Annotated in this window: 22 protein-coding genes; 12 read left to right on the top strand and 10 right to left on the bottom strand. The window is 66.2% G+C overall.

What is annotated here, in order from left to right; genetic code table 11:
- Positions 1-62: 62 nt before the first annotated feature.
- Positions 63-1,088, top strand: coding sequence for a tRNA (adenosine(37)-N6)-threonylcarbamoyltransferase complex transferase subunit TsaD (tsaD, locus tag ASG20_RS13460; protein WP_056054734.1), 1,026 nt, complete (start codon positions 63-65; stop codon positions 1,086-1,088).
- Positions 1,085-2,062 carry an NAD(P)H-dependent glycerol-3-phosphate dehydrogenase gene (locus ASG20_RS13455; RefSeq protein WP_056053668.1) on the top strand — a complete coding sequence of 326 codons (978 nt, stop codon included), beginning with the start codon at positions 1,085-1,087 and terminating at the stop codon, positions 2,060-2,062. The genes tsaD and ASG20_RS13455 overlap by 4 nt, the downstream gene beginning before the upstream one ends.
- Positions 2,063-2,276: 214 nt before the next feature.
- On the opposite strand, the gene ASG20_RS13450 is transcribed toward ASG20_RS13455, so the two are convergent.
- Together ASG20_RS13450 and ASG20_RS19070 are read right to left on the bottom strand one after the other, a co-directional pair.
- Positions 2,277-4,133 (bottom strand): AsmA family protein, encoded by a 1,857-nt coding sequence (locus ASG20_RS13450; protein WP_056054732.1) that lies wholly within the window; start codon positions 4,131-4,133, stop codon positions 2,277-2,279.
- Positions 4,134-4,287: 154 nt separating this feature from the next.
- Positions 4,288-4,446 (bottom strand): DUF1674 domain-containing protein, encoded by a 159-nt coding sequence (locus ASG20_RS19070; RefSeq protein ID WP_082441494.1) that lies wholly within the window; start codon positions 4,444-4,446, stop codon positions 4,288-4,290.
- 103 nt (positions 4,447-4,549) lie between these two features.
- Between ASG20_RS19070 and ASG20_RS13445 the strand changes: the two genes are divergently transcribed.
- The 6 genes from ASG20_RS13445 (at position 4,550) to ASG20_RS13420 (ending at position 12,195) form a co-directional block, all read left to right on the top strand.
- Positions 4,550-5,827 carry an RsmB/NOP family class I SAM-dependent RNA methyltransferase gene (locus ASG20_RS13445; RefSeq protein ID WP_056053665.1) on the top strand — a complete coding sequence of 426 codons (1,278 nt, stop codon included), beginning with the start codon at positions 4,550-4,552 and terminating at the stop codon, positions 5,825-5,827.
- Between the two features lie 171 nt (positions 5,828-5,998).
- Complete coding sequence (rpe, locus tag ASG20_RS13440) at positions 5,999-6,655, top strand: ribulose-phosphate 3-epimerase (protein ID WP_056053662.1); 657 nt, start codon at positions 5,999-6,001, stop codon at positions 6,653-6,655.
- 17 nt (positions 6,656-6,672) lie between these two features.
- On the top strand, positions 6,673-8,388 hold the full coding sequence (locus ASG20_RS13435; RefSeq protein WP_231420595.1) for a heparinase II/III family protein: 1,716 nt from the start codon (positions 6,673-6,675) through the stop codon (positions 8,386-8,388).
- 233 nt (positions 8,389-8,621) lie between these two features.
- Positions 8,622-10,196: a bifunctional phosphoribosylaminoimidazolecarboxamide formyltransferase/IMP cyclohydrolase gene (gene purH / locus ASG20_RS13430; RefSeq protein ID WP_056053655.1), complete on the top strand. Its 1,575-nt coding sequence runs from the start codon at positions 8,622-8,624 to the stop codon at positions 10,194-10,196.
- A 275-nt stretch (positions 10,197-10,471) separates the two neighbouring features.
- Complete coding sequence (locus tag ASG20_RS13425; RefSeq protein ID WP_056053652.1) at positions 10,472-10,810, top strand: P-II family nitrogen regulator; 339 nt, start codon at positions 10,472-10,474, stop codon at positions 10,808-10,810.
- 38 nt (positions 10,811-10,848) lie between these two features.
- Positions 10,849-12,195, top strand: coding sequence for an ammonium transporter (locus ASG20_RS13420; protein ID WP_056054729.1), 1,347 nt, complete (start codon positions 10,849-10,851; stop codon positions 12,193-12,195).
- A gap of 371 nt (positions 12,196-12,566) precedes the next feature.
- On the opposite strand, the gene ASG20_RS13415 is transcribed toward ASG20_RS13420, so the two are convergent.
- The 3 genes from ASG20_RS13415 to ASG20_RS13410 all read right to left on the bottom strand — a co-directional run bounded on the left by ASG20_RS13415 (position 12,567) and on the right by ASG20_RS13410 (position 14,680).
- On the bottom strand, positions 12,567-13,640 hold the full coding sequence (locus ASG20_RS13415; RefSeq protein ID WP_056053648.1) for a type I restriction endonuclease: 1,074 nt from the start codon (positions 13,638-13,640) through the stop codon (positions 12,567-12,569).
- Between the two features lie 231 nt (positions 13,641-13,871).
- Positions 13,872-14,258 (bottom strand): hypothetical protein, encoded by a 387-nt coding sequence (locus tag ASG20_RS19460; RefSeq protein WP_156364327.1) that lies wholly within the window; start codon positions 14,256-14,258, stop codon positions 13,872-13,874.
- On the bottom strand, positions 14,255-14,680 hold the full coding sequence (locus ASG20_RS13410) for a Panacea domain-containing protein (RefSeq protein ID WP_168371634.1): 426 nt from the start codon (positions 14,678-14,680) through the stop codon (positions 14,255-14,257). Before ASG20_RS13410 ends, ASG20_RS19460 begins: the two co-directional genes overlap by 4 nt.
- Before the next feature lie 225 nt (positions 14,681-14,905).
- Here ASG20_RS13410 and recQ point away from each other — a divergent pair, with 225 nt between their 5' ends.
- The 3 genes from recQ to ASG20_RS13395 are packed head-to-tail and all read left to right on the top strand — an operon-like array spanning position 14,906 to position 17,528.
- Entirely contained in the window at positions 14,906-16,675 is a 1,770-nt protein-coding gene (gene recQ, locus ASG20_RS13405; protein ID WP_056053642.1) for a DNA helicase RecQ, read from the top strand.
- Positions 16,672-17,100 carry a TIGR01244 family sulfur transferase gene (locus tag ASG20_RS13400; protein ID WP_056053640.1) on the top strand — a complete coding sequence of 143 codons (429 nt, stop codon included), beginning with the start codon at positions 16,672-16,674 and terminating at the stop codon, positions 17,098-17,100. Before recQ ends, ASG20_RS13400 begins: the two co-directional genes overlap by 4 nt.
- The gene (locus ASG20_RS13395) at positions 17,097-17,528 is read left to right on the top strand and encodes a hypothetical protein (protein WP_056053636.1); all 432 of its coding nucleotides are present in this window, start codon (positions 17,097-17,099) and stop codon (positions 17,526-17,528) included. The genes ASG20_RS13400 and ASG20_RS13395 overlap by 4 nt, the downstream gene beginning before the upstream one ends.
- A gap of 519 nt (positions 17,529-18,047) precedes the next feature.
- On the opposite strand, the gene ASG20_RS13390 is transcribed toward ASG20_RS13395, so the two are convergent.
- Entirely contained in the window at positions 18,048-19,877 is a 1,830-nt protein-coding gene (locus ASG20_RS13390; RefSeq protein WP_056053633.1) for an ABCB family ABC transporter ATP-binding protein/permease, read from the bottom strand.
- A 121-nt stretch (positions 19,878-19,998) separates the two neighbouring features.
- Here ASG20_RS13390 and ASG20_RS13385 point away from each other — a divergent pair, with 121 nt between their 5' ends.
- A complete protein-coding gene (locus tag ASG20_RS13385; RefSeq protein WP_056053629.1) occupies positions 19,999-20,229 on the top strand; it encodes a hypothetical protein in 231 nt (76 codons plus the stop codon).
- A gap of 132 nt (positions 20,230-20,361) precedes the next feature.
- Here ASG20_RS13385 and ASG20_RS13380 read toward each other — a convergent pair whose 3' ends face one another.
- The 4 genes from ASG20_RS13380 to crtY form a co-directional block, all read right to left on the bottom strand.
- Entirely contained in the window at positions 20,362-21,312 is a 951-nt protein-coding gene (locus tag ASG20_RS13380; RefSeq protein WP_056053625.1) for a phytoene/squalene synthase family protein, read from the bottom strand.
- Positions 21,313-21,463: 151 nt separating this feature from the next.
- Positions 21,464-22,045, bottom strand: a complete 582-nt coding sequence (locus ASG20_RS13375; RefSeq protein WP_056053619.1) for a TIGR00730 family Rossman fold protein — start codon at positions 22,043-22,045, stop codon at positions 21,464-21,466.
- A 196-nt stretch (positions 22,046-22,241) separates the two neighbouring features.
- Positions 22,242-23,720 (bottom strand): phytoene desaturase, encoded by a 1,479-nt coding sequence (locus tag ASG20_RS13370; RefSeq protein ID WP_056053615.1) that lies wholly within the window; start codon positions 23,718-23,720, stop codon positions 22,242-22,244.
- On the bottom strand, positions 23,717-24,883 hold the full coding sequence (crtY, locus tag ASG20_RS13365; protein WP_056053614.1) for a lycopene beta-cyclase CrtY: 1,167 nt from the start codon (positions 24,881-24,883) through the stop codon (positions 23,717-23,719). The genes ASG20_RS13370 and crtY overlap by 4 nt, the downstream gene beginning before the upstream one ends.
- Positions 24,884-24,952 lie beyond the last annotated feature (69 nt).

Raw genomic sequence — 24,952 nt, 5'->3', positions numbered from 1 at the left:
ACCGCGCCATGCAGAAAGGAGGCCCCTTCGACAAGCTCGGCGCACGCATATACAGACACGCGATGATCATCCTCGGTATCGAATCCTCCTGCGACGAAACCGCCGCCGCGCTCGTCACCGGCGACCGTCAGGTCCTCGCGCACCGGCTGCTGGGCCAGGAAGCCGCGCACGCCCCGTTCGGCGGCGTCGTCCCCGAAATTGCCGCGCGCGCGCATGTCGAGGCACTCGAACCGCTTATCGTCGCGGCCCTCGCCGATGCGGGGCTCAAGCTGGCCGATGTCGATGCGATCGCCGCGACCGCCGGGCCGGGGCTGATCGGCGGCGTCATGGTCGGGCTCGTTACCGGCAAGGCGCTCGCCCACGCCGCGGGCAAGCCCCTGATCGCGGTCAACCATCTCGAAGGTCACGCGCTCTCGCCACGGCTGTCCGACCCCGACCTCGAATTTCCGTATCTGCTGCTGCTGGTGTCCGGCGGGCATTGCCAGTTGTTGCTGGTCGAAGGAGTCGGCGCGTATCGCCGGCTCGCGACCACAATCGACGACGCGGCAGGCGAAGCCTTCGACAAGACCGCCAAGCTGCTCGGCCTGGGCTTTCCCGGCGGCCCCGCGGTCGAACGCGCCGCCGCACTCGGCAACCCGAAGGCGGCCCCGCTGCCACGTCCGCTGAAGGGCTCGGCCGAACCGCATTTCTCGTTCGCCGGCCTGAAGAGCGCGGTCGCCCGCGTCGTCGGCCAATATTCGCCGGAGGACCTCGCCGCCTCGTTCCAGGCTGCGGTCGTCGATTGCCTGATCGACCGCACGACCAAGGCACTCCGCACCTCGCACGGCGCCACCGCGCTGGTCGTCGCGGGCGGAGTCGCCGCGAACACCGCGGTCCGTGGCGCGTTGCAGACGCTCGCCAGCGCCCACGGCCTGCGCTTCGTCGCGCCGCCGCTCTGGCTCTGCACCGACAACGCGGCGATGATCGGCTGGGCGGGCGCCGAGCGCTTCGCCGCCGGCCTCACCGACCCGCTCGACGTCGCTGCGCGGCCACGCTGGCCGCTCGATCCGAACGCCGAAGCGGTGCGTGGCGCAGGAGTGAAGGCATGAAGATCGGCGTCATCGGCGGCGGCGCCTGGGGCACCGCACTCGCGCAGGTCGCCGCGCACGAGGGTCGCGACGTGATCCTATGGGCACGCGAAACCGCCGTCGTCGAGTCGATCAATGCGCACCACGAGAACAGCCTGTTCCTCGCCGGCGTCGCGCTCTCCCCGACGATCCGCGCGACCGAAGACCTCGCCGCGCTTGCCGACATGGACGCGATCCTCGTCGTCGCCCCCGCGCAGCACGTCGGCAGCGTCCTAGCCGCCGCCCCGGTCGGCCGCATCCCGCTCGTCCTGTGCGCCAAGGGCATCGAAGCCGGCAGCAAGCGTCTCGTCGGCGAAGTCGCGCGCGCCGTTCACCCCGACGCGCCGATCGCCGTTCTCTCCGGGCCCACCTTCGCGCACGAAGTCGCCGCCGGCTTACCCACCGCGGTCACGCTGGCGTGCGAAGATGCCGACCTCGGCGAACGCCTCGCCACGCGGTTGGCAGCGCGCCATTTCCGCACCTACGCCTCGACCGACGTCGCCGGTGCGGAGATCGGCGGCGCGGTGAAGAACGTCCTCGCGATCGGCTGCGGCGTCGTCGAGGGGGCAGGGCTCGGCCAGAACGCACGCGCTGCCTTGATCGCGCGGGGATTCGCCGAGATGACCCGCTTCGGCCTCGCCCGCGGCGCGCGCGCGGAAACGCTCGCCGGGCTATCGGGGCTGGGCGACCTCGTCCTCACCTGCTCCTCGACCAGCTCCCGCAATTTCTCGCTCGGCGTCGGTTTGGGGAGAGGCGACTCCGCCGCGACGCTGCTCGCCGACCGTCGCACCGTCGCGGAAGGCGCCTTCACCGCCCCCGTCCTCCGCGAAGCTGCGCGCGACGCCGGGGTCGACATGCCGATCACCGAAGCCGTCTGCCGCCTGTTGGAAGGTGCGCCCGTCAGCGACGTCATCGGCGACCTGCTCGCGCGGCCGCTGAAGGGCGAGGCGGGCTAACCCCCAAAACTGTTTCCCCGCGAAGGCGGGGATCCAGACTGGGCTCCCGCCTTCGCGGGAGAACAAGGAAGGGCTGACCTCGCGATCCTCCCCCGCCAGGGGGAGGTGGCACCGAAGGTGACGGAGGGGGAGGACACGGAACCTACGTTGCCCTTACCTCCCCCTCCGACTGGCAAGAGCCAGCCACCTCCCCCTGGCGGGGGAGGATCAGAAATCACCGCAACACCCGCGCCGCCAACCCCGAGCAATCCGCATCGCTCGCCGTCGGCCCCTGATTCCCCGAAATCGCCCGCCCGATCGCCTTGAAGATATTCCCCACCGACTTCACCTCGGGCGGGATCGTCACGTTGGGCCGCTCGATCGTCCCGGTCATGTACGCCGACCCCGGCAACCGCAGCAGCGCATGCTGTTTCGGCGTGCCCGTCAGCCGAATGTCCAGCGTCTCCCCCGGAAACACCACGCTCCCCTGGCCGCGCAACTGACTGGCCGTCGTATCGACGATCATCGGATCGACCCGCCCGTGCCCGCGCGTCACATCGAGCTTCAGCACCACGCACCGCAACCCCGCGCGCTCGCCATCCTTCGCCAGCAACGCGCGCGCCGCATCGAACCCCAGCGCGGCCGCAATCCCCTGCGGCAATTGCCCATCGCGCGCGACGAACCCGATCGTCCCGTTCGACCGCCCGACCGCCGCCCGGATCGTCTCGCCCGGCCCCTTCAGCCGCACCCGCGCGCTCACGTTGCCACTGAAATCGCCACCGCCACCCGCCAGCGCCTGCACGCTGCTCCCGCGCAACCTGAGGTCGATATCGACCGTCGGCACCTTCCGGTCGCCGCGCTGGTCGACGGTCACCTTGCCGGTGACGTTGCCATGCGACAGCCGCGCGACCAGCTCGCTCAACGTCAGAAGCTGGTGATCGATCGCCAGCACGCCCTTGGCGGACAGGATCGGCGACGCGCCGTTGCCGCTCACGATCCGCCCGATTCGAAACCCCATCCGCGCATCGGTCCTGTCGATCTTGCCGATATCGATCCGCGTATTCGGCACCAGCCGCGGCCCGATCGCCCGTTCCAGCGCGGCGCCCTCCGCCTTGCCGTCGTCCGACGCGAGGTCGCCGAAATCGAACTGCCGAGAAACGATATCGCCATCGACCTTGCTGCGGCCAGCCTGCTTGTCGACCGTGACGTGCCCCGCGAAATCCGACCGCCCGACCACGCCCTTCAATTGCGTGACGGTCCATTTCGGCTGGTCGTGCCGGACGTGCGCGCTGAACGAAACCGGCTGCGTGCGGAACAGCCCCGCCTCGATCACCGCATCGATCAGCTTGAGATCGGTCGCGCGCGCCGTCACGTCGAGGCTCATCGCGTCGGTATCGAGCGGCCGGTCCATCAGCCCCTTGGCGGCAATCGAAAGGGCATCGCCATCGATCGACGCGGTGAACGGCCAGGGCTTGCCCTGGAACTTCTCCACCGACGGCCCCGCCACCGCGATCCGCACCGCCGCCCCGCGGATCGTGCCCGACCCGTTCGCGCGGATACCGTGCACCGGATCCGACATGAACCTCGCGGTGACGAAGCGGTCCTGCTTGTCGTCGCGATACTCGATCACGCTGTCGCTGATCGTCAGCCCGTCGAGATCGGTCGAACTGCCGCCGCCCTTCGGCTTGCCCGGCCGCTCCCAGTTGGTCCGGCCGTCCTTGTCGCGCACCAGCACCAGATGCAGCCCGCGCGCCTTCACATCGCGCGGCCCGAACGCGCCCTTCAGCAAGCCGAGCCCGGAGAACGTCGCCTCCGCCTCGCGCAGATCGACGAAATCGCCTTTGCCCGCCCAGTCGGCCTGCGGGATCCGCACGTTCGTGATCCGGATCGTCGGATTGAACCCGAACGCGTCGACCCGCTCGATCCCGCCGATCGTCACCGCCCGCCCGAATCGCGCGGTCAGCTGCCGCTCGATCACGCCTTTCAGCGATCCCCACGGAAACGCGGCAACCCCCACCAGCCCCAGCACGAGCACGCTCGCGACGACGATGCCGGTGACTTTAACCCAGCGTTTTGCGAATAATCCCCTCATCATAGCGGCGACGCGCCGCCGGGGAAATCGTTCCGCCTGCGTCAGGACCGCTGCCGCAGATTACATCCGTCATCCTGACGAAAGTCAGGATCCAGAGCCGAATACGGTACCGTTCGTGATCCTGGATCCTGACTTTCGTCAGGATGACGGGGGATCAGAAATCGATCGCCATGCCCTTCAGCTCCCAATCGCCATAGCGCGTAGGATCGCGCGGCTCAGGGTCCTTGTCCGGCACGATCGCCTCGGGCTTCGGCACCGGCGTATTCTTCGCAAGGTATTCTGGTGGCTTCAGATGATCGGGGCGCTGGCCCATCGCGGCTCTCCGGATTTGCGTGTTGGCGTCGTAACCGCCACATGGGCCCTGTCACGCCGCTTTGCCACAAGCCGCGCAGCAAACCGAACGCGAAGGACCTTATATGCCCGACTATACGCACGCCCCCGAGCCGCTCGGCGTCCCCACCCGTCGTGCAGCACTCCGCCTGCTTGACGCCGTACTCCGCCGCGGCGAGTCGCTCGAATCCGCACTCCCCGCCGCCACGCGCGCAATCCACGGCCCCGACCGCGGTCTCGCCCACGCGATTGCCGCGGAGACGCTGCGTCGCCTGCCCGATCTCGACGCGATGATCGATTCGGTCACCAAGACCAACCTGCCCGACGATGCCAAGGCGCGGATGGCGCTGCGGATCGCGCTGGTCCAGGTGCTGATCCTCGGCACCCCCTCGCACGCCGCGATCTCGACCGTGCTGCCGCTGGTCGACGGCGGCCCGCGCAAACTCGTCCACGGCGTGTTCGGCACGCTGTTCCGCGCCAACATGCTGCTCCCCGAGGTACCGACGTTGCCGGCGCCCGTCGAACTGCGCTGGGAAGCCGCGTGGGGCGAGGAGATGGTCGACGCGGCAGGCCGCGCGATCGCGCAAGTGCCGCCGCTCGACCTGACGATCGCGGACCCGTCCGAGACCGAAGGCTGGCGCGAGAAGCTCGGCGGCGAGAGCTTCATGCCCGGACATCTGCGGCTGGGCGACCATGATTCCGTCCCCGACATGGCCGGCTTCGGCGACGGCGCCTGGTGGGTGCAGGACATCGCCGCCTCGCTCCCCGCACGCCTGCTCGGGAAAGGGGAGGGCCATGTCCTCGATCTCTGCGCGGCGCCGGGCGGCAAGACGCTGCAACTTGCGAGCGCCGGCTGGACCGTCACCTCGGTCGACAATTCGCAAAGCCGCATCAAGCGCCTCCGCGAGAACCTCTACCGCACGCATCTGAAGGCCGAGGTCGTCAACGCCGACATCCTCGAATGGGCGCCGACCGAGCCCGCCGACGCGATCCTGATCGACGCACCGTGCAGCGCGACGGGCATCTTCCGCCGCCACCCCGACGTCCTCCACCGCGTCCGCCCCTCGATCATCGCCGAAACCGCGGCATTGCAGGCACGGATTTTCGCCAGGGCGGCGGACTGGGTGAAACCCGGCGGCACTCTCGTCTACGCCACCTGCTCGCTCGAACCCTCCGAAGGCGAAGCGCAACTCGACGCGTTCCTCGCCGCCCGCAGCGACTACACGATCGCCCCGGTCGACCAGTCCGAACTCCCCGCCGGCATCACGCCTACGGAAGAGGGCACCATCCGCACACTCCCCAACATGCTGGCGGACCAAGGCGGCTGCGACGGCTTCTTCATCACCCGATTGAAGCGAAGCTAAGAAATCCTCCCCCGCAAGGGGGAGGTGGCTGGCACTTGCCAGACGGAGGGGGAGGGGGCGACAAGGTAGGTTGCGAGTTCCTCCCCCTCCGTCACCTTCGGCGACACCTCCCCCTGGCGGGGGAGGATTGAAAGACTTCGCACCGCACGAATCCCGCGCTAGGACAATCCCATGCAACCCGTCCGCATCGCCCCCTCGATCCTCTCCGCCGACTTCTCGAAACTCGGCGAGGAAGTCCGCGCCATCGACGCGGCCGGCGCCGACTGGATCCATATCGACGTGATGGACGGCCATTTCGTCCCCAACATCTCGTTCGGCCCCGCAGTCATGAAGTCGGTCCGCGGCGTCACCACCAAGCCGTTCGACGTCCATTTGATGATCTCGCCCGTCGACGCGTATCTCGATGCGTTCGCGGAGGCCGGCGCCGATTGCATCACCGTGCATTACGAAGCCGGCCCGCACATCCACCGCTCGCTCCAGCACATCAAGGGCCTCGGCAAGCGCGCCGGCGTCGTGATCTGCCCCGGCACCCCCGCCAAGATGCTCGACTACCTCATGGACATGGTCGATCTCGTCCTCGTGATGAGCGTCAACCCGGGCTTCGGCGGGCAGAGCTTCATCCCGAGCCAGCTCAAGAAGATCTCGGCGATCCGCACGATGATCGAAAAGAGCGGCCACGCGATCGATCTCGAAGTCGATGGCGGCGTCGATGCGGAGTGGGCGAAACGCTGCATCGAGGCTGGCGCCGACGCGCTGGTCGCGGGCACTTCGGTGTTCCGCGGTGGGCCGTCGCAATACGCCGCCAACATCGCCGCGTTGCGGGGGTGAACGAACCGCGTGATCCCGTGACCGATCCCGCCCCCGACGGGATCGACGAAGGCCGCCGCCTGATCCGTCTCGGCGGCGACAAGGGGCTGTCGCTCGCCGACCGGCTGGCCGAGCGCTTCCACCGTCTGACGTGGCGCACTCCGCTCCACACGCTCCGCCTCAAGGGGCGCTACCCGCTGAAGCTGATCGCGGTCCCCGACGACCCGATCCTCGGCGACATTCCGCGCGGCACGATGCTGCTGGAGGGCGTCCTCTCGTTCCGCGGCGAAGCGCGCGACATCGAGACGCTCGATCTTACGAAGCCGCTCCCCAAGCCGTTCGCCGAGTACCTCCACAGTTTCGCCTGGCTGCGCGATCTCTCGACCGTCGCGACCCGCGCGCGCGGCGCGCCGATCGCCGAATACCTCATGGGCCTCTGGCTGGCCGCCTATGCCGACACGCAAGGCGGGATCGCGTGGCGCCCCGACATGTGGGGCCGCCGCATTCTCGCCTGGACCGCACACGCCCCGCTGATCCTGTCGTCGTCGGACCAGATCTATCGGTCGAAGGTGCTCAACGCGCTCGCAAAGGGCGCACTCCACCTCGATCGCAATGCCGACAAGGCTCCGGCGGGGGCCCCGCGCATCGCCGCCTGGTGCGGAGTCGTTGCGGCGGGCCTCCTCATCCCCGGCGGCGAACCGCGCCAGGCATTCGGCGAGGCCGGCCTGCTCCGCGCGCTCGGCACCGGCCTGTTCGACGATGGCGGTTCGGTCTCGCGCAGCCCGGCGATGCTGCTCGACTCGATCCAGCTGCTAACGCTGCTCCAGGAAAGCTACGCCGCGCGCAGCGCCGAACTCCCCGAGACGGTTGCGGTCACTCTCACCCGGATGGTCGCGGCGTTGCTCGGCGTAGCGCACGCCGATCGTGGCCTGTCGAGCTGGCAGGGTGGCGGCCCGGCCAGCGAAACGCAGGTCGCCGCGGTCATCGAAGCCAGCGGCGTCCGCACCCGCCCCCTCCGCCAGGCGCGCGACTGGGGCTATCAGCGCCTCGCCGCCGGCACCGCAGTGCTGATCGTCGACGCCGCCCCGCCGCCGATCGCACGCCTCGTCGAAGGCGGCTGCGCCTCGACACTCGCGTTCGAATTCTCGGACGGCCCGGCGCGGATCGTCGTCAATTGCGGCGGCGCACGCGCGGGCATCGCGCAACTCCCGCCCGCGATGGTCGAAGGCCTGCGCTCGACTGCCGCCCACTCGACGCTGACGATCGCGGACAGCAACTCGACCGCGATCCTCGCCGACGGCACGCTCGGCCGCGGCGTCGGCGAAGTCGAGCTCAGCCGGCAGGAATCGGACGCCGCCAGCCGGATCGAGGCGAGCCACGACGGTTACGTCCGCCGCTGGGGCTTCCTCCACCGCCGCCAGCTGATGCTCACCGGCGACGGCCGCGAGCTCCGCGGCGAGGACGCGCTGTTGCCGCAAGGCCGCAAGCGCCGCGCGGGATTGTCGTTGTTCGCGATCCGTTTCCACCTCGGGGAGGGCGTGCAGGTCTCCCCCACGGCCGACGGCCTGGGTGCGATCCTCCGCCTCCCCGGCGGTCCCCTGTGGCAATTCCGCTGCCGCGGCGGCGCGCTGGTGGTCGAGGACAGCGTCTGGATCGACGCTGACGGACGGCCCATAGCGACGCAGCAGCTGATGATCACCGGAGAGGCCGCAGCCGGCGGTGCGAGTGTGAGTTGGGCGCTGAAGAAGGCCTGATCTAACGTCTGTCCGGACGCAGTGCCAAGAACCACGTCAACCAACCCACTTCCGTCATCCTGACGAAAGTCAGGACCCAGGATACCAAACGACCACCTTCGTGGCTCTGGATCCTGACTTTCGTCAGGATGACGGGAAATGGTGGACGGGGAGTAACCCGCACGCCCCCCTGTTCCCCAACGTCAACCAACGCTAAGGCACCGCCGCACGGCGACCCCCGACGAAAGACCCTCATGACCAGCATCCCGAACACCCTCCCCATTCGGCGCGCGCTCCTGTCCGTCTCCGACAAGACCGGGATCGTCGATCTCGGCAAGGCGCTGGCGAGCCACGGCGTCGAACTCGTCTCCACCGGCGGCACCGCCACCGCGCTCCGCGCCGCCGGCCTCACGGTGCGTGACGTCAGCGAACTCACCGGCTTCCCCGAGATGATGGACGGCCGCGTCAAGACGCTCCACCCGATGGTCCACGGCGGCCTGCTCGCGGTGCGCGACGACGCTGGCCACACCGCCTCGATGGCCGAGCACAAGATCGGCGCGATCGACCTCGTGATCGTCAATCTCTACCCGTTCGAGGCTACGGTCGCAAAAGGGGCAGATCGAGAAACGGTGATCGAGAACATCGACATCGGCGGCCCCAGCATGGTGCGCTCGGCGGCCAAGAACCACGCCTATGTCGCGATCGTCACCGACCCTGCCGACTATGCGCTCGTCTCCGGCGGTACGACGACGCTCGACGACCGCAAGAAGCTCGCAGCCAAGGCTTTCGCCATCACCGCAGCCTATGATTCGGCGATCGCGACCTGGTTCGGCACGGTCGATCAGGCCGAGGAATTCCCCGCCACCCTGCCGATCACGCTCAAGCGCGGCGACACGCTCCGCTACGGCGAGAACCCGCACCAGTCCGCCGCCTTCTACACCGCGACCGGTTCAGTCCAAGGCATCGGCCAGGCCCGCCAGCTTCAAGGCAAGGCGCTCAGCTACAACAACCTCAACGACGCCGACGCCGCGCTCGAACTGATCGCCGAGTTCCGCGACGCCGAGCCCTCGGTCGTGATCGTCAAGCACGCCAACCCCTGCGGCGTCGCGACCGGCGCCACGCTCGCCGACGCCTATGCCGCGGCGTTCGCCTGTGACACGGTGTCGGCGTTCGGCGGCATCATCGCCGTCAACCGCACGCTCGACGCCGAGACCGCGCGCCAGATAACCGGCATCTTCACCGAAGTCGTCGTCGCCCCCGATGCCGACGAGGACGCGATCGCGCTATTCGCCGCCAAGAAGAACCTCCGCCTGCTGCTCACCGGCGACCTACCCGATCCCGCCCGCCTCGGCTTGACGGCGAAGTCGATTGCCGGCGGCTGGCTCGTCCAGGGTCGCGACAACGGTACGCCGGGTGAGTTGAAGGTCGTCACCAAGCGCCAGCCGACCGAGCAGGAACTCCTCGACTGCCGCTTCGCCTGGACGGTGGCCAAGCACACCAAGTCCAACGCGATCGTTTACGCCAAGGACGGCAGCACCGCGGGCATCGGCGCGGGGCAGATGAACCGCCTCGAATCCGCGCGCATTGCCGCGTGGAAGGCAAAGGACGCGGCGGACAAGGCCGGCTGGTCCACCCCGCGCACGATCGGCTCGGCGGTCGCCTCCGACGCGTTCTTCCCGTTCGCCGACGGCCTGCTCGCGGCGGTCGAGGCGGGTGCGACAGCGGTGATCCAGCCCGGCGGCTCGATCCGCGACGCCGACGTCATCGCGGCGGCGGACGAAGCCGGCCTGGCGATGGTCTTCATCGGCATGCGCCACTTCCGCCACTGAGTTCGACAGTCACCACTACCGTCATCCCCGCGAAGGCGGGGACCCATATTGGCGAACCTCTGCGATTATCGCCAAAGAGAGCCAGTATGGGTTCCCGCCTCCGCGGGAATGACGAAGGTGTAGCGGCTGCCCATAAAACAGGCACCCGCACCGCACTGCACAAGTTTTAACCCCAAAACTCCCCTGCGCCCGCTCTCCGAGCACATTTCACCCCTCCACACCCCAACTGGCACGTACATTGCGAGGCGCCCCCGGTAACAAGGGGAAGGGGCGCGATGAAACTCGTCATTGCCATCATCAAGCCGTTCAAGCTCGACGAGGTGCGCGAAGCGCTCACCACGATCGGCGTGGCGGGCATGACGGTCACCGAGGTCAAGGGGTTCGGCCGTCAGAAGGGCCAGACCGAGATCTACCGGGGGGCCGAGTACAGCACCAACATGGTGCCGAAGATCAAGATCGAGGTGGTCTGCGCCGCCAGCCTGTCCGACCGCGTGGTCGAGGCGATCCAGGCATCGGCGAACACCGGCGCGATCGGCGATGGCAAGATCTTCGTGCTCGACGTCGGCCAGGCGGTACGCATCCGCACCGGCGAGACCGATGATTCTGCCCTGTGAAGATGAACGACGTGAGGGGGGACAAGATGAAGCATGACATGAAGACAGCCGCCTCGGCGGTTCTCGGGTTCGGCGCGGCGATGATCGCCGCCGCACCCGCCTGGGCACAAGACGTCGCGGCACCCGTAGCCCCGGTCGTCGCGCCCGTGGTAGCGACCGTGAACAAGGGCGACACCGCCTGGATGATGACGTCGACGCTGCTGGTGTTGATGATGATCGTCCCTGGCCTCGCGCTGTTCTACGGCGGTCTCACTCGCGCCAAGAACATGCTGTCGACGATGACCCAGATCGGCGCGGTCGCGTGTCTCGCGATGCTGTTGTGGGTCATGTACGGCTACACGATGGCGTTCGGCGACGGCGGCGGCGAGTATATCTCGGGCTTCGGCAAGGCGCTGCTCCGCGGCATCACGCCCGACTCGACCGCGGCCACCTTCACCGCGGGCGTCGCGATCCCCGAATATGTCTTCATCTGCTTCCAGATGACGTTCGCCGCGATCACCGTCGCGCTCGTGCTCGGCTCGGTCGTCGAGCGGATGAAGTTCTCGGCCGTGATGGTGTTCGCCATCGTCTGGCTGACGATCGTGTATTTCCCGGTCGCGCACATGGTGTGGGCATCGGGCGGCAAGTTCTTCAAGATGGGCGCGCTCGATTTCGCCGGCGGCACCGTCGTCCACATCAACGCCGGTGTCTCGGCGCTGGTCGCGGCGCTGATCCTCGGCAAGCGGATCGGCTATCCCACTGATCGCATGGCACCGCACTCGCTGACGATGACCGGCATCGGTACCGGGCTGCTCTGGGTAGGCTGGTTCGGCTTCAACGCCGGCTCGGCGCTCGAGGCCAATGGCTCTGCGGGTCTCGCGATGCTCAACACCTTCGTCGCCACCGCCTCGGCGGGCCTCGCCTGGATGCTGATCGAGCGCGTCAATGGCCACAAGGGGTCGGCACTCGGCTTCTGCTCGGGCATCATCGCCGGCCTCGTCGCGGTCACGCCGGCGGCGGGCAACTCGGGCCCGTTCGGCGCGATCATCCTCGGCACGGTCGCTTCGGTGGTCTGCTATTACGCGGTGACGGTCTTGAAGCCGAAGCTCGGTTATGACGATGCGCTCGACGCGTTCGGCATCCACGGCATCGGCGGCATGATCGGCGCGATCGGCACCGGCATCGTCTACGCCCCCGCGTTCGGCGGCCCCGGCAAGCCCGATTTCGACATGGGCCACCAGCTCTTCGTTCAGGTAGCGGCGGTCGCCACAACCATCGTCTGGGCGGCGATCGGCACCGTGATCGCGATCTACATCGCCAAGGCGCTGACCGGCTTGCGGGTCTCCGAGGAAGTCGAGCGCGAAGGCCTCGATCTCGGCGAGCACGGCGAACGCGCCTACGACTAGTTCGGTAGCGGGCCACCCGAGCCCGCACCCACGACGTTCCTCCTGCGGACAACCTTGGCTCGGTGTGGCAACACACCGGGCCATTTTTTTGGTCGATCGAAGGGGGACTTCGGCCAAGGTTAAGGAGGGGTGAGCCAACCTACTAGTTCTTCCGCGAAGGCGGGAGCCCTGTCTGGGTCCCCGCCTTCGCGGGGAAACACGGAAGTGAAGAGTGTGAGTCCACCCAATCCGCCACCCCGGCGAGGCCGGGGCCCAATTGGGGGACGTTACTGACGACGACTGCGCTCCGTTACTCCTACCTTTCCAATTGGGCCCCGGCCTTCGCCGGGGTGGTAGGTCTTTGGATGCGGGGGAACGATCGGGAGCGCTCGCTAGGCCGGGATCGACGGGTCCAGTTCGCGCAACCGGGCCTCAATCGCGTCCGAATATTGGTAGATGTGCGTCAGGTCCGACAGCAGATGACGCGTCTCGTCCTTGCCGGCGAACATCCCGAGATACTTGGTGGTGATGCCGTTGAAATGCATCCGCGCGATCGTCTTCCGGTTGTTGTCGTCGAGCAGGATCGCGCAATACGACTTCGCGTCGCGGACGATCACGCGCTTCGGGTCGACCAGGCGCGAGGCGATCGCCTGGATGATGTGGAAGCCGGAAATCTCCTCCTGCGTGGTGACGATGCCGTCGCCGTCGGAGGGGTCGTCGGACGCACCCGGTGGCAGGTCCTCGACCGGGCTCGACGCCTTTAGCGCGGACGACAGCCGTTCGTTGACGAAATCGCGGATCAGCGCGGCGATCGCAGGCGCGAGCAGCTTGGCGAAACCGTCCTTGATCGTGGGCGTCAGGCGTCCGCCATGGACGCGTTGTGCCATCATCCGGACGAACTCGTCGGAGGGTTCGGCAAACTCCTTCTCCAGTTCGAGGCGGATCAGCGACTGCGTCTTGAGGTTGCCGGCCTCCTGGACGATCTTGTCGATGTCGAACGCGGCCTTGGTGAACTTCTCGAGCGTGCGGATGTCGCCGGGCTTGATCGCGTCCATCGTGAAGGTGAAGAACGGCTTGTCGTCCATCTTGTTCGGGCGCTCGATGTCCGAATAGAATTGGTAGACGACGCCGTTGGTCAGCACCGCGAGGCGCGCGTCGGTGACGCTGAAATAGCGGAACAGCTGACCCGCGTGGTTGACGTTAAGCTGGACCGACGAGGGCTTGCACTCGATCAGGATCGATACCTTCCCGCCGGCGCAGATCGCGTAGTCGACCTTCTCGCCTTTCTTGGTGCCGACGTCGGCGGTGAATTCGGGGACGACCTCGGACGGGTTGAAGACGTCGTAGCCGAGCGACTGGAGGAACGGCATGACGAGCGCGGTCTTCGCCGCCTCTTCGGTCAGCAGCACTTCGCGGTGTTCGATCGTGCGCTTTTGCAGCTCGGCCAGCCTGATATTCAGTTCCATGCGCGTCCCCCCGGATTGAACGGGGGAGGATGCAGGCACGGAGGGTGGCGGTCTACGACAGGACCGCGACAGACTGGCCGGATCTGAACCTATAGCATGCGTCGTAGAGGATCGAGGGTGGTGACCGTCGTCGGCAAGACTGCAAGCGCGAACGCAACGATTACTATCCCCGACGCGTGAGAGTAAGCAGCTACCGATGTAGCCCGCCGCACTGACGGCGTAGATTCAAAACTATTGATCGGTTTTGCCCGCACCTGGAAACAAATATCGACCAATAAGATACCAGAACCCGAGCAATGTCGCCGTTGTAGTAGTTATGAGTGCTATAAATGACGCTTCACTAAGGCCAACGCCAAAAGCATTAAGTCCCATTTGTGCAACGACCGCCGCCATAATGAAACATGCCCATCGCCCGGTTATTTTATGCGTCAAACGAAAATAGTGACGCTTTAGCCGAATATCGCCTTTGAGGTTTTCAACATGCGCTCGCTCTCGCTGGACGGCTGGGGGATCAAAATCTCGAGCCTCCGCGGTTGAAGATGGTCGTTGAGGAACGTCAATGATACCCGTTTCCGGGCTCACTCCGGCAGCAATCTGTTCCGGGGTGAGTTCACTCATGCTTCGTAAAAGCCGCGATCTGCAGCAATCACTCGAAAATGGTCTTTGATAACGTCGATCGGAATCTCGGTGTTGAATGGCACCTTGAAACCGTAACTCTCGGCCGTAACGTACCAAGGCGATCCCGGCTTGTGGGTAAGATCCGACAGATAGAATTGATCAAACGGCTTGTACTTATTCCAAACCCAATCCACCAATTGATTCACGTCGTGGTCGTTGTCGTCAACTCGGTCGGGGGCGATGGTAAAAAACTTCGACTGAAGTGTACGGATCGGCTGATGCCCGTGGGAAGCAAGAGTGCTGTAAAGGCTACGGAAAACTGGACCATGCTGCCAGACTTGTGGCGCTTCGTTGATAGCAGGCTCATCATGAGCCACTAACCACCATCCGAAACACATATAAACAAGCTTCTGTAGCTTCATATGAACCACCCCTGACGGGCCAGCCTTCACGATGAACTCGTTCGCGAAGGCCAATGGCGAATATGGGCAAGCCATCGCAGACCTCCAATTTGGCAGGCGAAAACCGCCGCCTCATAGCAGAATAAACCAAGAACAGGTTTGTCCGACGTGTCAAGCTGAAACGTAAAAACCGACGATTCGGACTACGCCATGTCAATCGCCGATCGCATGTCTATATGGCCAATAATGGCACTCGACCCCCTTCCCGATCTACAGCGCATCTTTGGTTTTCCTGATTTTCGTGGCGTGCAGCGCGATGTCGTCGACCGGGTGCTGGCGGGGCAGCGGACGCTGGCCGTCATGCCGACCGGCGCGGGCAAGTCGCTGTGTTACCAGTTGCCGGCGACGATGCTGGACGGGACGTGCGTGGTCGTGTCGCCGCTGATCGCGCTGATGCATGACCAGTTGCGGGCGGCGACTGCTGTCGGGATCAAGGCGGCGACGTTGACCTCGGTCGATACCAATCGCGAGGAGACGATCGCGCGGTTTCGGGCGGGCGATCTCGACCTGCTGTATGTCGCGCCGGAGCGGGCTTCGAATGAGAGTTTCCGCAATCTCCTGTCGCAGGCCAAGCTGTCGCTCTTTGCGATCGACGAGGCGCATTGCGTTAGTGAGTGGGGGCATGACTTCCGGCCGGACTACCGATTGTTGCGGCCGTTGCTCGACAGTTTTCCGGATGTGCCGCGGCTGGCGCTGACCGCGACCGCCGACGCGCATACGCGTGCGGATATCCTCGAGCAGCTGGGGATCTCGCAGGAGGGGCTGATCGTGTCGGGGTTCGACCGGCCGAACATCCGCTATGCGATCTCGGGGCGCGACAACGTCAATCGGCAGATCGCCGACATCCTCGAGAAGATACCGGGGCCGGGCATTGTGTACGCGCAGACGCGGGCGGCGACCGAGAAGCTGGCCGAGGCGCTGGGGCGGAGCGGGCGGCCGACGCGGGCGTATCATGCGGGGCTCGATCCGCAGGTGCGCGCGAAGAACCAGGCCGATTTCGTCGCGAGCGAGGACATGGTGATCTGTGCCACGGTCGCGTTCGGGATGGGGATCGACAAGCCCGACGTGCGGTTCGTGGCGCATGCCGGGCTGCCGAAATCGATCGAGGCCTATTATCAGGAAACCGGGCGCGCGGGGCGTGATGGCGACCCGGCGATCGCGCACCTGTTCTGGGGCGCGGAGGATTTCGCGCGCGCTCGGCAGCGGATCGGCGAGGTCGAGCCCGAGCGGCAGGCGGGCGAGCGGCAGCGGCTGACGGCGATGGGCGGGCTGGTCGAGACTGCCGGGTGCCGGCGGCGGATCCTGCTCAAACATTTCGGCGAGGAGCGGCTCGAGGATTGCGGAAATTGCGACAATTGCCTCGGCAATGTCGATGCGGTGGACGCGACCGAGACGGCGCGGAAATTCCTGTCGGCGGTGTTCCGGACCGGGCAGATGTTCGGGGTCGGGTATATCGAGGGCATCCTGACCGGGGTGTCGAGCGAGCGGAGCCTGATGAACGGGCATGAGGCGCTGTCCGTGTACGGGATCGTCGATGGCGACGAGGTGGCGTTGCTGAAGCCCGTGTCGCGGGCGCTGATGCTGAAGGATGCGCTGCGCACCAATCCGCATGGCGGGCTGGAGTTCGGGCCGGCGGCTAAGGCTATCCTCAAGGGCGAGGCGGCGGTGTCGATCGTCGTGCCGCCGAAGCGTGAGCGGCGGCGCAAGGGGGCGGTTGGCGCTGTGCCGAACCCGGTCGACGATCCGCTGTTCGAGGCGCTGCGCGTGCGGCGGCGCGATCTGGCGAAGGAAGCGGGCGTTCCACCGTATGTGATCTTCCACGATTCGGTGTTGCGTGACATTGCGCGGCAGCGGCCATCGTCGCGCGCTGAACTGAGCTTGTTATCAGGCATTGGCGCGCGGAAACTCGACGCCTATGGGGATGCCTTCCTCCAGGTGATCCGCGAGTCCGCATGATACGGCACATCAACGAAAGTATTTCGGTCGCGCCGCAGATCGCGGTCGAGCAGGTCGCGGAGATCGCCGCGGCGGGGTTCAAGACGATCGTCAATAATCGTCCCGACGACGAGGACGCGGGACAGCCTTCGGGCGACGCGATTCGTGCGGCGGCGGAAGCGGCTGGGCTGAAGTATGTTTCGATTCCGGTGACGCATGCGGGGTTCTCGCATCCGCAGATCGACGCGATGACGCAGGCGCTGACGGATTCGGACGGGCCGGTGCTGGCGTATTGCCGCTCGGGGACGCGGAGCTGTAATTTGTGGGCGCTGGCGGCGGCGAAGGCGGGGCGGAACCCGAACCTGCTGCTCGCGCAGGCCGAGGACGCCGGGTACGACCTGCGCGGAATCCGACCGATGCTGGACGCGCTCGCAGGGCCGCGATGAGCCAGGTCGCGATCGGGCCCTATCTGGTCGGGCCCTATGCGATCGGCGGCTCGGTCGTCGCCGTGCTGGTGATCGTTGGTCTCGTCGTTGCCTGGGCGTTCGTTCGGGCGCGGCGGGTAGTGAAGATCGAGACGCCGGAAGAGGCGGCGGACGCGGCGCAGGCGCAGTTGCACGGGTTCGCGGTGGCGGGCGCCGTGGTCGGCGCGGATGGCCAGGGAGCGCTGGCGGTGGCGGACGACGGGCGCGTCGCGGCGGTGAAGCGGGTCGGCAAGCGGCTCGCGGTACGCGAGGTCGCGTGGCGGACGGTGCGCGCGACGCACGAGGGGATTTTGGTCGAGACCGGGGACAAGATGCTCGGCGCGGTGATGCTGTCGCGGGTCGATGTGCTCGATATCCGGCGATTGGCGCCTAAGGGTGTGCGGGTTTAGGCGCGGGCTTTTGCTGGGGTCGCCGCTTACGCGCTCCCCCGTCTCTCGCCCCGCTCCCCATCCCCGTTCGTCCTGAGTCGCTGCTGAGCTTGTCGAAGCGGCGTATCGAAGGAGAGGTTGGCACACGGAACCCATGCTTCGATACGCGCCCTCGATCCGCTCCTGATGGAGCTACTCGGTCGCTACTCGGCACGAACGGGTTGGGGGTGTTTGCGCTGGTCGTATCGGGGCTCCGCACCGCCCCGGCGAAGGCCGGGGTGGTGCTGGCGCATAGGACATGAGGGGCGAACAGAAGGGTAGCACTCTTCTGCTCCCCTCCCGCAAGCGGGAGGGGGATTTTTTACCCTCGTCGCTTTGCTTGGTCCTGGGCTCCCGCCTTGGCGGGAGGACATGGAGGGGAAAGCTGCCGTTCGAATGCCGCCGCCGTGCTTGCTTTACGCTTTGAGCACAGACCCCGTCCGACGGCAGGGGCGGGGCTCGCGCTGATGACCGCGATGGCTACGCACAGTACTCACGCCCCTACTCCGCCGCCAGCGCCCCATCATCATCGCCAGCCCGCTCCTGCGCCTGCCGGTTCCACATCTCCGCATACACGCCCCCCTGCCGCAGCAGCTCCGCGTGCGTCCCCTTCTCGACGATCCGCCCCGCTTCCAACACGACGATCTGGTCCGCATGCACCACCGTCGACAACCGGTGGGCGATCACGATCGTCGTGCGCCCGCGCTCGATCGCCTCCAGCGTGTCGAGGATCTCAGCCTCGGTCCGGCTATCGAGCGCCGACGTAGCCTCGTCCAAAATCAGGATCGGCGGGTTCTTCAGCAGCGTCCGCGCGATCGCCACGCGCTGTTTCTCGCCGCCCGACAGCTTCAACCCACGCTCGCCGACGCGCGTTTCGTACCCGAGCGGCTGGCGCTCGATAAACCCGGCAATCGCCGCGCCCTTGGCAGCAACCTCGACCTCGGGCATCTCCGCCCCCTCGCGGCCGTACGCGATATTATACCCGATCGTGTCGTTGAACAGCACCGTATCCTGCGGCACGATCCCGATCGAGGCGCGCAAAGACGCCTGCCGCACCTGCGCGATATCCTGCCCGTCGACGGTAATCCGCCCGCCCGTCAGATCGTAAAACCGGTACAGCAACCGCGCGAGCGTCGACTTCCCCGCCCCCGACGGCCCAACGACAGCCAAAGTGGACCCGGCGGGCACGTCCAGCTCCAGGTCGCGCAGGATCGGCCGCCCTGCGTCATAGCCGAACGACACGTTCTCGAACCGCACATGCCCCGCGCTCACCGCCAGCGCAGGCGCACCCGGCGCGTCGACGACCGTGGCCGGCGTATCGATCAGGTCGAACATCGCCGCCATGTCGAGCGCGCCCTGCCGGATCGTCCGATACACCATCCCCAACAGGTCGAGCGGCCGGAACAACTGCGCCAGCAGCGTCGACACGAACACCACGTCGCCAGCAGACGCCTCGCCGCGGCTCCACCGCCACACGACGAAGCCCATGCCACCCGCCAGCATCACATTCGTGATCAGCGCCTGACCCAGATTCAGCCACGCGAGCGAATTCTCGCTCTTCACCGCCGCCTCGGAATACGCCGTGATCGCGCTGTCGTAGCGCCGCGCCTCGCGCTCCTCCGCACCGAAATACTTCACCGTCTCGAAATTCAGCAGCGAATCCACCGCATGCGCGACGGCGCCGGTATCGAGGTCGTTCATCCGCGCGCGCAGGGCATTGCGCCAGTCGGTCACCATCCGCGTGAAAAGAATATAGCCGACCACCATCACCACCGTCGCGACGACCAGCGGCCAACCGAACTTGGTCCAGAACAGCCCCAGCACCAGGACGAGCTCGAACACGGTCGGCGCGATGTTGAACAGCAGGAAATACAGCATCGTATCGATGCTCTTGGTCCCTCGCTCGACCACCTTGGTGACCGCTCCCGTCCGCCGCGACAGGTGGAAATCGAGGCTCAGCGCATGCAGATGGCGAAACACCTGCGCCGCCAGCCGCCGCGACGCATCCTGCCCGACGCGCTCGAACACCGCATTGCGCAGATTGTCGAACAGCGTCGTCCCGAACCGCGACGCCGCATACCCGACCACCAGCAGCACCACGAGCGTCAGCGCCCCGCGATCGTTCCCCGCCATCCGGTCGACCGCGTATTTCAGCGTGAACGCCGCGCCGAAAACCTGGATCAGCTTCGATGCGATCACGAGCAGCATCGCAACGACGATCCGCGCCTTCAGCTTGGGCTGTCCCGCCGGCCACAGGAACGGCAGGAAACGTCGGAGCGTCGGCAGCAACGGCTGGTCCGCGCGGGTGGAGGTGTAGGTGTCAGGTGGCATGGATCGAAGCGATGTAGGCGCAGTCAAGCCCCGGCGAAAGCAGTTGGCGGAACAATCCTGCCACTTCGTCGCTTTTGTTATCGTGTCCAACGTCGGACACCGCGCGCCACTGGAGAATGAAATGGAACCGCTGTTCTACGTCATGGCCATCATGGGCTGCGGTGACGGCAACGTGAACTGCACCGAGGCGCGGGTCATTCCGGCGCGGTACGAGACAATGGCGCAGTGCCGCGCGGCGCTGCCCGACCAGCTGGCGCAGAACACCGACGTTCCCTATCCAATGATCGGCGCGAACTGCCGTGCGCAGGGCCAGTTGATGGCGAAGACCGGCAAGGCCAAGTCGCAGGGCTGAGGTTTATTGGTTCCTGCAACGCGCAGGCACCATACCCCCCCCGTTCGTGCTGAGCGAAGTCGAAGCACTTGAGTCTCATGTCCTTCGACTTCGCTCAGGACGAACGGATGGGGGTGGGATGGGAGCGAAAAATCAAACCCGAGGCCGTTTCCACAATCGCGTATCTCGCACTGTCCGCGGATACAGCGTATCCCGCCGAGCCGCCTCCCGCGCCGCCGTCACGATAAACCCCAGCTTCTGCATCCCCGACGTCGTCACCCGGTGATCCCACGCGTGCTCCCCGCGCGCCGCCACGGTCCGCCCGATCGCCCCATAAATCCCCGCCGCCGACAACACCGCCCAGGCTGAACGGAACGACAACGCCGGCGTCCCCTCCCGCGCGCTAGCCTCGAACGCCGCCGCCCGATCCGCCATCCGCTTCGTCAACACCGCGAGGCGCGAGCGAAACGGCGGCTTCATGTGCTGCCCCGGCGGAAAGTCCATCTCGACCAGCCATTCCTCGGGCAGATAGCATCGTCCGACCCGGTCATCCTCCTCGACATCCCGCGCGATATTGGCGAGCTGAAACGCCATACCCAGGTCGCACGCGCGGTCGAGCGTATCCTCGTCCTCGGGATCGACGCCCATCGCAATCGCCATCATGCACCCGACGACACCCGCGACGTGGTAGCAATATTTATAGAGGTCGTTCTCCGACCGCGGCCGCCACTCGCGCGCATCGAGCGCGAAGCCCTCGACCAGATCACGTGCAAACCGCTTCGGCAGCCGCGTTTCGGCCGCGAAGATCCGCAACGCATCGAACGCCGGTTCGCCGACCACTTCGCCCGCCAGCGCCTGCTCGGTCATCGCCGACAGCGCCACCAGCCGGGCCGGGGCGTCCTCGACCACAGTCATCCCATGACCATGATCCTGCCCATCCGCGATATCATCACACCGCCGGCACCACGCATACAACAGCCACGCGCGTTCGCGGGTAGGCTTGTCGAACAACAGGCTCGCCGCCGCAAAGCTCTTAGATCCACGCGAGATCGACTCATGCGCGGTGGCAACGATCGCTTCGCGCGAGGGCAGGGGGTGATTCACGACCTACTACCCAATGCAACCACCCCGGCGAAGGCCGGGGCCCAATTGGAGAGGTTGAAGTAACTGTGCACAACGCAAACCAATTCACGGCCCTCAATTGGGCCCCGGCCTTCGCCGGGGTGGAGCAGGGTGTCGGGGTGTGGTTCGAAGCTCACAGATCCGACGCGTTCATCCGCACGATCGGCTGTGTCGGCACATGCTCCGCCATCCGGTCAAGCAGCACGTCCAGCGTATCCGCGACGATCATCAGATCCCGGTGCTGCGGCCGCAAGAACCCGACCTCGCCCATCTTCTCCCAGAACGCGATCAGGTGATCGTAATACCCAGCGGTATTCAGCAACCCGACCGGATCCGCATGATAGCCAAGCTGCGCCCAGCTCAGCGCCTCCCAAAGCTCGTCCATCGTCCCCGTGCCCCCCGGAATCGTGACGAACCCGTCGGAGAGATCGGTAAACATCTGCTTGCGCTGATGCATGCCGCTGACGACGTGCAACTCGGTCAGCCCGCGATGCGCCACCTCCGCATCGACCAATGCCTGCGGGATAACGCCGATCACCTCGCCACCGCCCTCAAGCGCGCCATCGGCGATCGCGCCCATCAGCCCGGTCCGCCCGCCACCATAAACGAGACCAATCCCCCGCTCGGCAAACGCGCGTCCCAGCGCGCGAGCGCCCTCGATATAGGTGGGATCAGCCGGCGTCGCCGACCCGCAATACACAGCAAGTCTCTTCATCCTGCCTCGCTAGGGGAAGCGCGCGGGGTGCCGCAAGGAAAGAATGGGTTCACGCGGAGACGCGGAGACGCGGAGGTGTCGCGTTCCAGACAGCGCGTGCGCTGTCTTCACGCAAGTTACGCAGATCGTTGGAGACACGGTCGCTACGCGACAAGCGCAACACCTCCGCGTCTCCGCGCCTCCGCGTGAACAAACCTTACTTCTCGCCCTCAAGCATCAACCGAGCCGTAGCCTTGGCGCTACCCACAACCCCCGGAATCCCAGCACCCGGATGCGTCCCAGCGCCCACGAAGTACATATTCGGAATATGCTCGTCGCGGTTGTGCACCCGGAAATACGCGCTCTGCGTCAGCACCGGCTCCAGCGAGAACGCGCTACCCAGATGCGCATTAAGGTCCTCCGCGAAATCTTTCGGCGCGTACGAGAATTTCGTCACGATCCGCTCGTGAATGTCCGGGATCAACCGCCGCCCGATCTCGTCGAGGATACGCTTCTCCAGGATCGGCGCGATCTCGTCCCAATCCACCGGGAATTTCCCGAGATGCGGCACCGGCGCCAACGCATAGAAGGTCGAATGCCCCTCCGGCGCCAGCGACGGATCGGTAACGGTCGGGTGATGCAGATACAGCGAAAAATCTTCCGACAGAACGCCGTGGTCGTAAATGTCCTCGAGCAGCCCCTTATAGCGCGGCCCGAACAGGATCATGTGGTGCGGGATGCCCGGCCACGTGCCCTTGATCCCGAAATGCACCACGAACAGCGACGGCGAGTACTTCTTCCGCTCGAGCGACCCCGTCTTCCGCTTCGCACTCCGCGACGTAGCCAGCAGGTCGCGATAGGTGTGCATGATGTCGCTGTTCGCCGCGATCGCATCCGCCTGACCCGACCAGCCGCTCGCGCACGTCACGCCCGTCGCCCGGTCGCCCAGAGTCTCGATTGACGTCACCGGATCGTCGAGCCGCAGCACGCCGCCCAACCGTTCGAACTGCGTCACCAGCGCCGCCACCAGGCGATTGGTCCCGCCGCGCGCGAACCACACCCCGCCATCACGCTCCAGCTTGTGGATCAGCGCATAGATCGCGCTCGTCGTCATCGGATTGCCACCGACCAGCAGCGTGTGGAACGACAACGCCTCGCGCAGCTTCTCCGACTTCACGAAGCTCGACACGATCGAATAGACCGACCGCCACGCCTGGTATTTTGCCAGCGCCGGCGCCGCCTTGATCATCGACCCGAAGTCGAGAAACGCGACATGCCCGAGCTTCTCATAGCCCTCGTGGAACACGCCTGCCGAATATTGCAGGAATTTCTCGTACCCCGCCCAGTCACCCGGATGCAGCTTCTCGATCTCGGCGCGCATCTGCACGTCGTCGTTGGTGTAGTCGAAGTTCGTCCCATCAGGCCAGTTCAGCCGGTAGAATGGCAGCACCGGATCGAGCGTCACGTCCTCGCTCATGTCACGCCCGGTCAGCGCCCATAGCTCGCGCAGGCAATCCGGATCGGTGATGACGGTCGGCCCGGCATCGAACGTGAAGCCGTCACGCTCCCAAAAATACCCACGCCCACCCGGCTTGTCGCGGCTCTCGACGATCGTCGTCTGGACGCCCGCGGATTGCAGCCGGATCGCGAGCGCCAGCCCGCCGAAACCTGCGCCGATGACTATTGCGGTCTTCATGATGACATACTGCCTGCGATGGCGCGGACGGCGCGCACGATGGGGACGGGGGGCTTGCCGGTCAGAACGCGCGCCTTGTCGGAAAGCGTCGAGCGTCCGGCGTAGAAACGGCCGATGAGCGAGGGTGAGAGGCGGTAGAAGCGCTCGAGGATGCGGTAGCGTTCCTCGGGTTCGGCGGCGCGGAACAACATCGTATCGAGCATCCGGTAGAAGCCGCGCGACTTCCACGTCGCCCGCGCCATCGCATGCGTCGCATCATGGAGTTTCGCGCCCGAGAAATCGTCGAGGCCCGCCAGCATCGAGGCGGTCCGCACCGCATCGGGCAGCGAGTACCCCGTGGTCGGATGGAACATCCCCGCGCGCATCCCGGCCTTGGCGACATGCGCGCCACCAGACCGCCAATACGCCTCGAAATCACCACCCATCGCCACCGGCAGCACGCCGGACTCCTCGCGCACGACGCTCTCGACCGACCATCCGCGCCCGGCGACATACTCGTCGATCCGCGGGCCCAGCACTGGAATATCGAGATCGGGCGTGTCGCTATAATAGGTGTCCTCGACGAACATCCGGTCGGCACTGAACGGCAGGCAGTAGACGAACCGATACCCGTCGATCTGCGGAATGGTCGCGTCCATCACCATCGGCCGCGGGCTTTCGTGCCGCACGCTCAGCGCCAACTCACGCCCGAGAAACTTCTGCCAAGCGAGATCGAGCAGCGACAGATCGCCCGCCCCCCGCGCGTCGATCACGCCAGTCGCCTCGATCCGGTCGCCATCCGCGAGCACCACCGCGGTCGGACTCGCGCCCGACACTTTCCGCCCGAGCATCAGTGCATCCGCGGGGAGTACACGGCGCACTTCACGGTCGAGCCGCTCGCTCTCGATCGAATAATAGGTCGCGTCGATCGTCCGCGCATGCGCCGGAAACCGCACGTCGTACCCACGCCAGGCATGCACCACGAGCGGCGCGACGATCCAGCGATCCCCTTGAGCCACGTCGCTGCCGAAGAACGACCAGAGATGATTGCCGCCGACGACCGTTGCGGAGTCGATCAGCCGCACGTCGAGCGCCGGGTGCCTGGCCTTGAGCGCCAGCGCGATCATCCCGCCGGCCAGGCCCGCGCCGACGATCGCGACGTCGCAGGAGATCGTCGATGCCATCCGCTCGGACTAGCGCAAAGGAGCGAGCACGAAAACAGGCTTTCCGAAGCAATCGCGGCCGAAGACAAC

This window comes from Sphingomonas sp. Leaf198 (genome assembly GCF_001424005.1).
Lineage (GTDB): Bacteria > Pseudomonadota > Alphaproteobacteria > Sphingomonadales > Sphingomonadaceae > Sphingomonas.
This window is presented reverse-complemented; position numbering and strand designations above follow the sequence as displayed.

Coding starts and splice junctions, on each gene's coding strand:
- ASG20_RS13420 (WP_056054729.1), top strand. CDS start 10,849: ATGAAGACAGCCGCCTCGGCGGTTCTCGGGTTCGGCGCGGCGATGATC.
- ASG20_RS19460 (WP_156364327.1), bottom strand. CDS start 14,258: ATGAGTGAACTCACCCCGGAACAGATTGCTGCCGGAGTGAGCCCGGAA.
- ASG20_RS13425 (WP_056053652.1), top strand. CDS start 10,472: ATGAAACTCGTCATTGCCATCATCAAGCCGTTCAAGCTCGACGAGGTG.
- recQ (WP_056053642.1), top strand. CDS start 14,906: ATGGCACTCGACCCCCTTCCCGATCTACAGCGCATCTTTGGTTTTCCT.
- crtY (WP_056053614.1), bottom strand. CDS start 24,883: ATGGCATCGACGATCTCCTGCGACGTCGCGATCGTCGGCGCGGGCCTG.
- ASG20_RS13455 (WP_056053668.1), top strand. CDS start 1,085: ATGAAGATCGGCGTCATCGGCGGCGGCGCCTGGGGCACCGCACTCGCG.
- purH (WP_056053655.1), top strand. CDS start 8,622: ATGACCAGCATCCCGAACACCCTCCCCATTCGGCGCGCGCTCCTGTCC.
- ASG20_RS13370 (WP_056053615.1), bottom strand. CDS start 23,720: ATGAAGACCGCAATAGTCATCGGCGCAGGTTTCGGCGGGCTGGCGCTC.
- ASG20_RS19070 (WP_082441494.1), bottom strand. CDS start 4,446: ATGGGCCAGCGCCCCGATCATCTGAAGCCACCAGAATACCTTGCGAAG.
- rpe (WP_056053662.1), top strand. CDS start 5,999: ATGCAACCCGTCCGCATCGCCCCCTCGATCCTCTCCGCCGACTTCTCG.
- tsaD (WP_056054734.1), top strand. CDS start 63: ATGATCATCCTCGGTATCGAATCCTCCTGCGACGAAACCGCCGCCGCG.
- ASG20_RS13390 (WP_056053633.1), bottom strand. CDS start 19,877: ATGCCACCTGACACCTACACCTCCACCCGCGCGGACCAGCCGTTGCTG.
- ASG20_RS13395 (WP_056053636.1), top strand. CDS start 17,097: ATGAGCCAGGTCGCGATCGGGCCCTATCTGGTCGGGCCCTATGCGATC.
- ASG20_RS13450 (WP_056054732.1), bottom strand. CDS start 4,133: ATGAGGGGATTATTCGCAAAACGCTGGGTTAAAGTCACCGGCATCGTC.
- ASG20_RS13400 (WP_056053640.1), top strand. CDS start 16,672: ATGATACGGCACATCAACGAAAGTATTTCGGTCGCGCCGCAGATCGCG.
- ASG20_RS13410 (WP_168371634.1), bottom strand. CDS start 14,680: ATGAAGCTACAGAAGCTTGTTTATATGTGTTTCGGATGGTGGTTAGTG.
- ASG20_RS13445 (WP_056053665.1), top strand. CDS start 4,550: ATGCCCGACTATACGCACGCCCCCGAGCCGCTCGGCGTCCCCACCCGT.
- ASG20_RS13415 (WP_056053648.1), bottom strand. CDS start 13,640: ATGGAACTGAATATCAGGCTGGCCGAGCTGCAAAAGCGCACGATCGAA.
- ASG20_RS13375 (WP_056053619.1), bottom strand. CDS start 22,045: ATGAAGAGACTTGCTGTGTATTGCGGGTCGGCGACGCCGGCTGATCCC.
- ASG20_RS13385 (WP_056053629.1), top strand. CDS start 19,999: ATGGAACCGCTGTTCTACGTCATGGCCATCATGGGCTGCGGTGACGGC.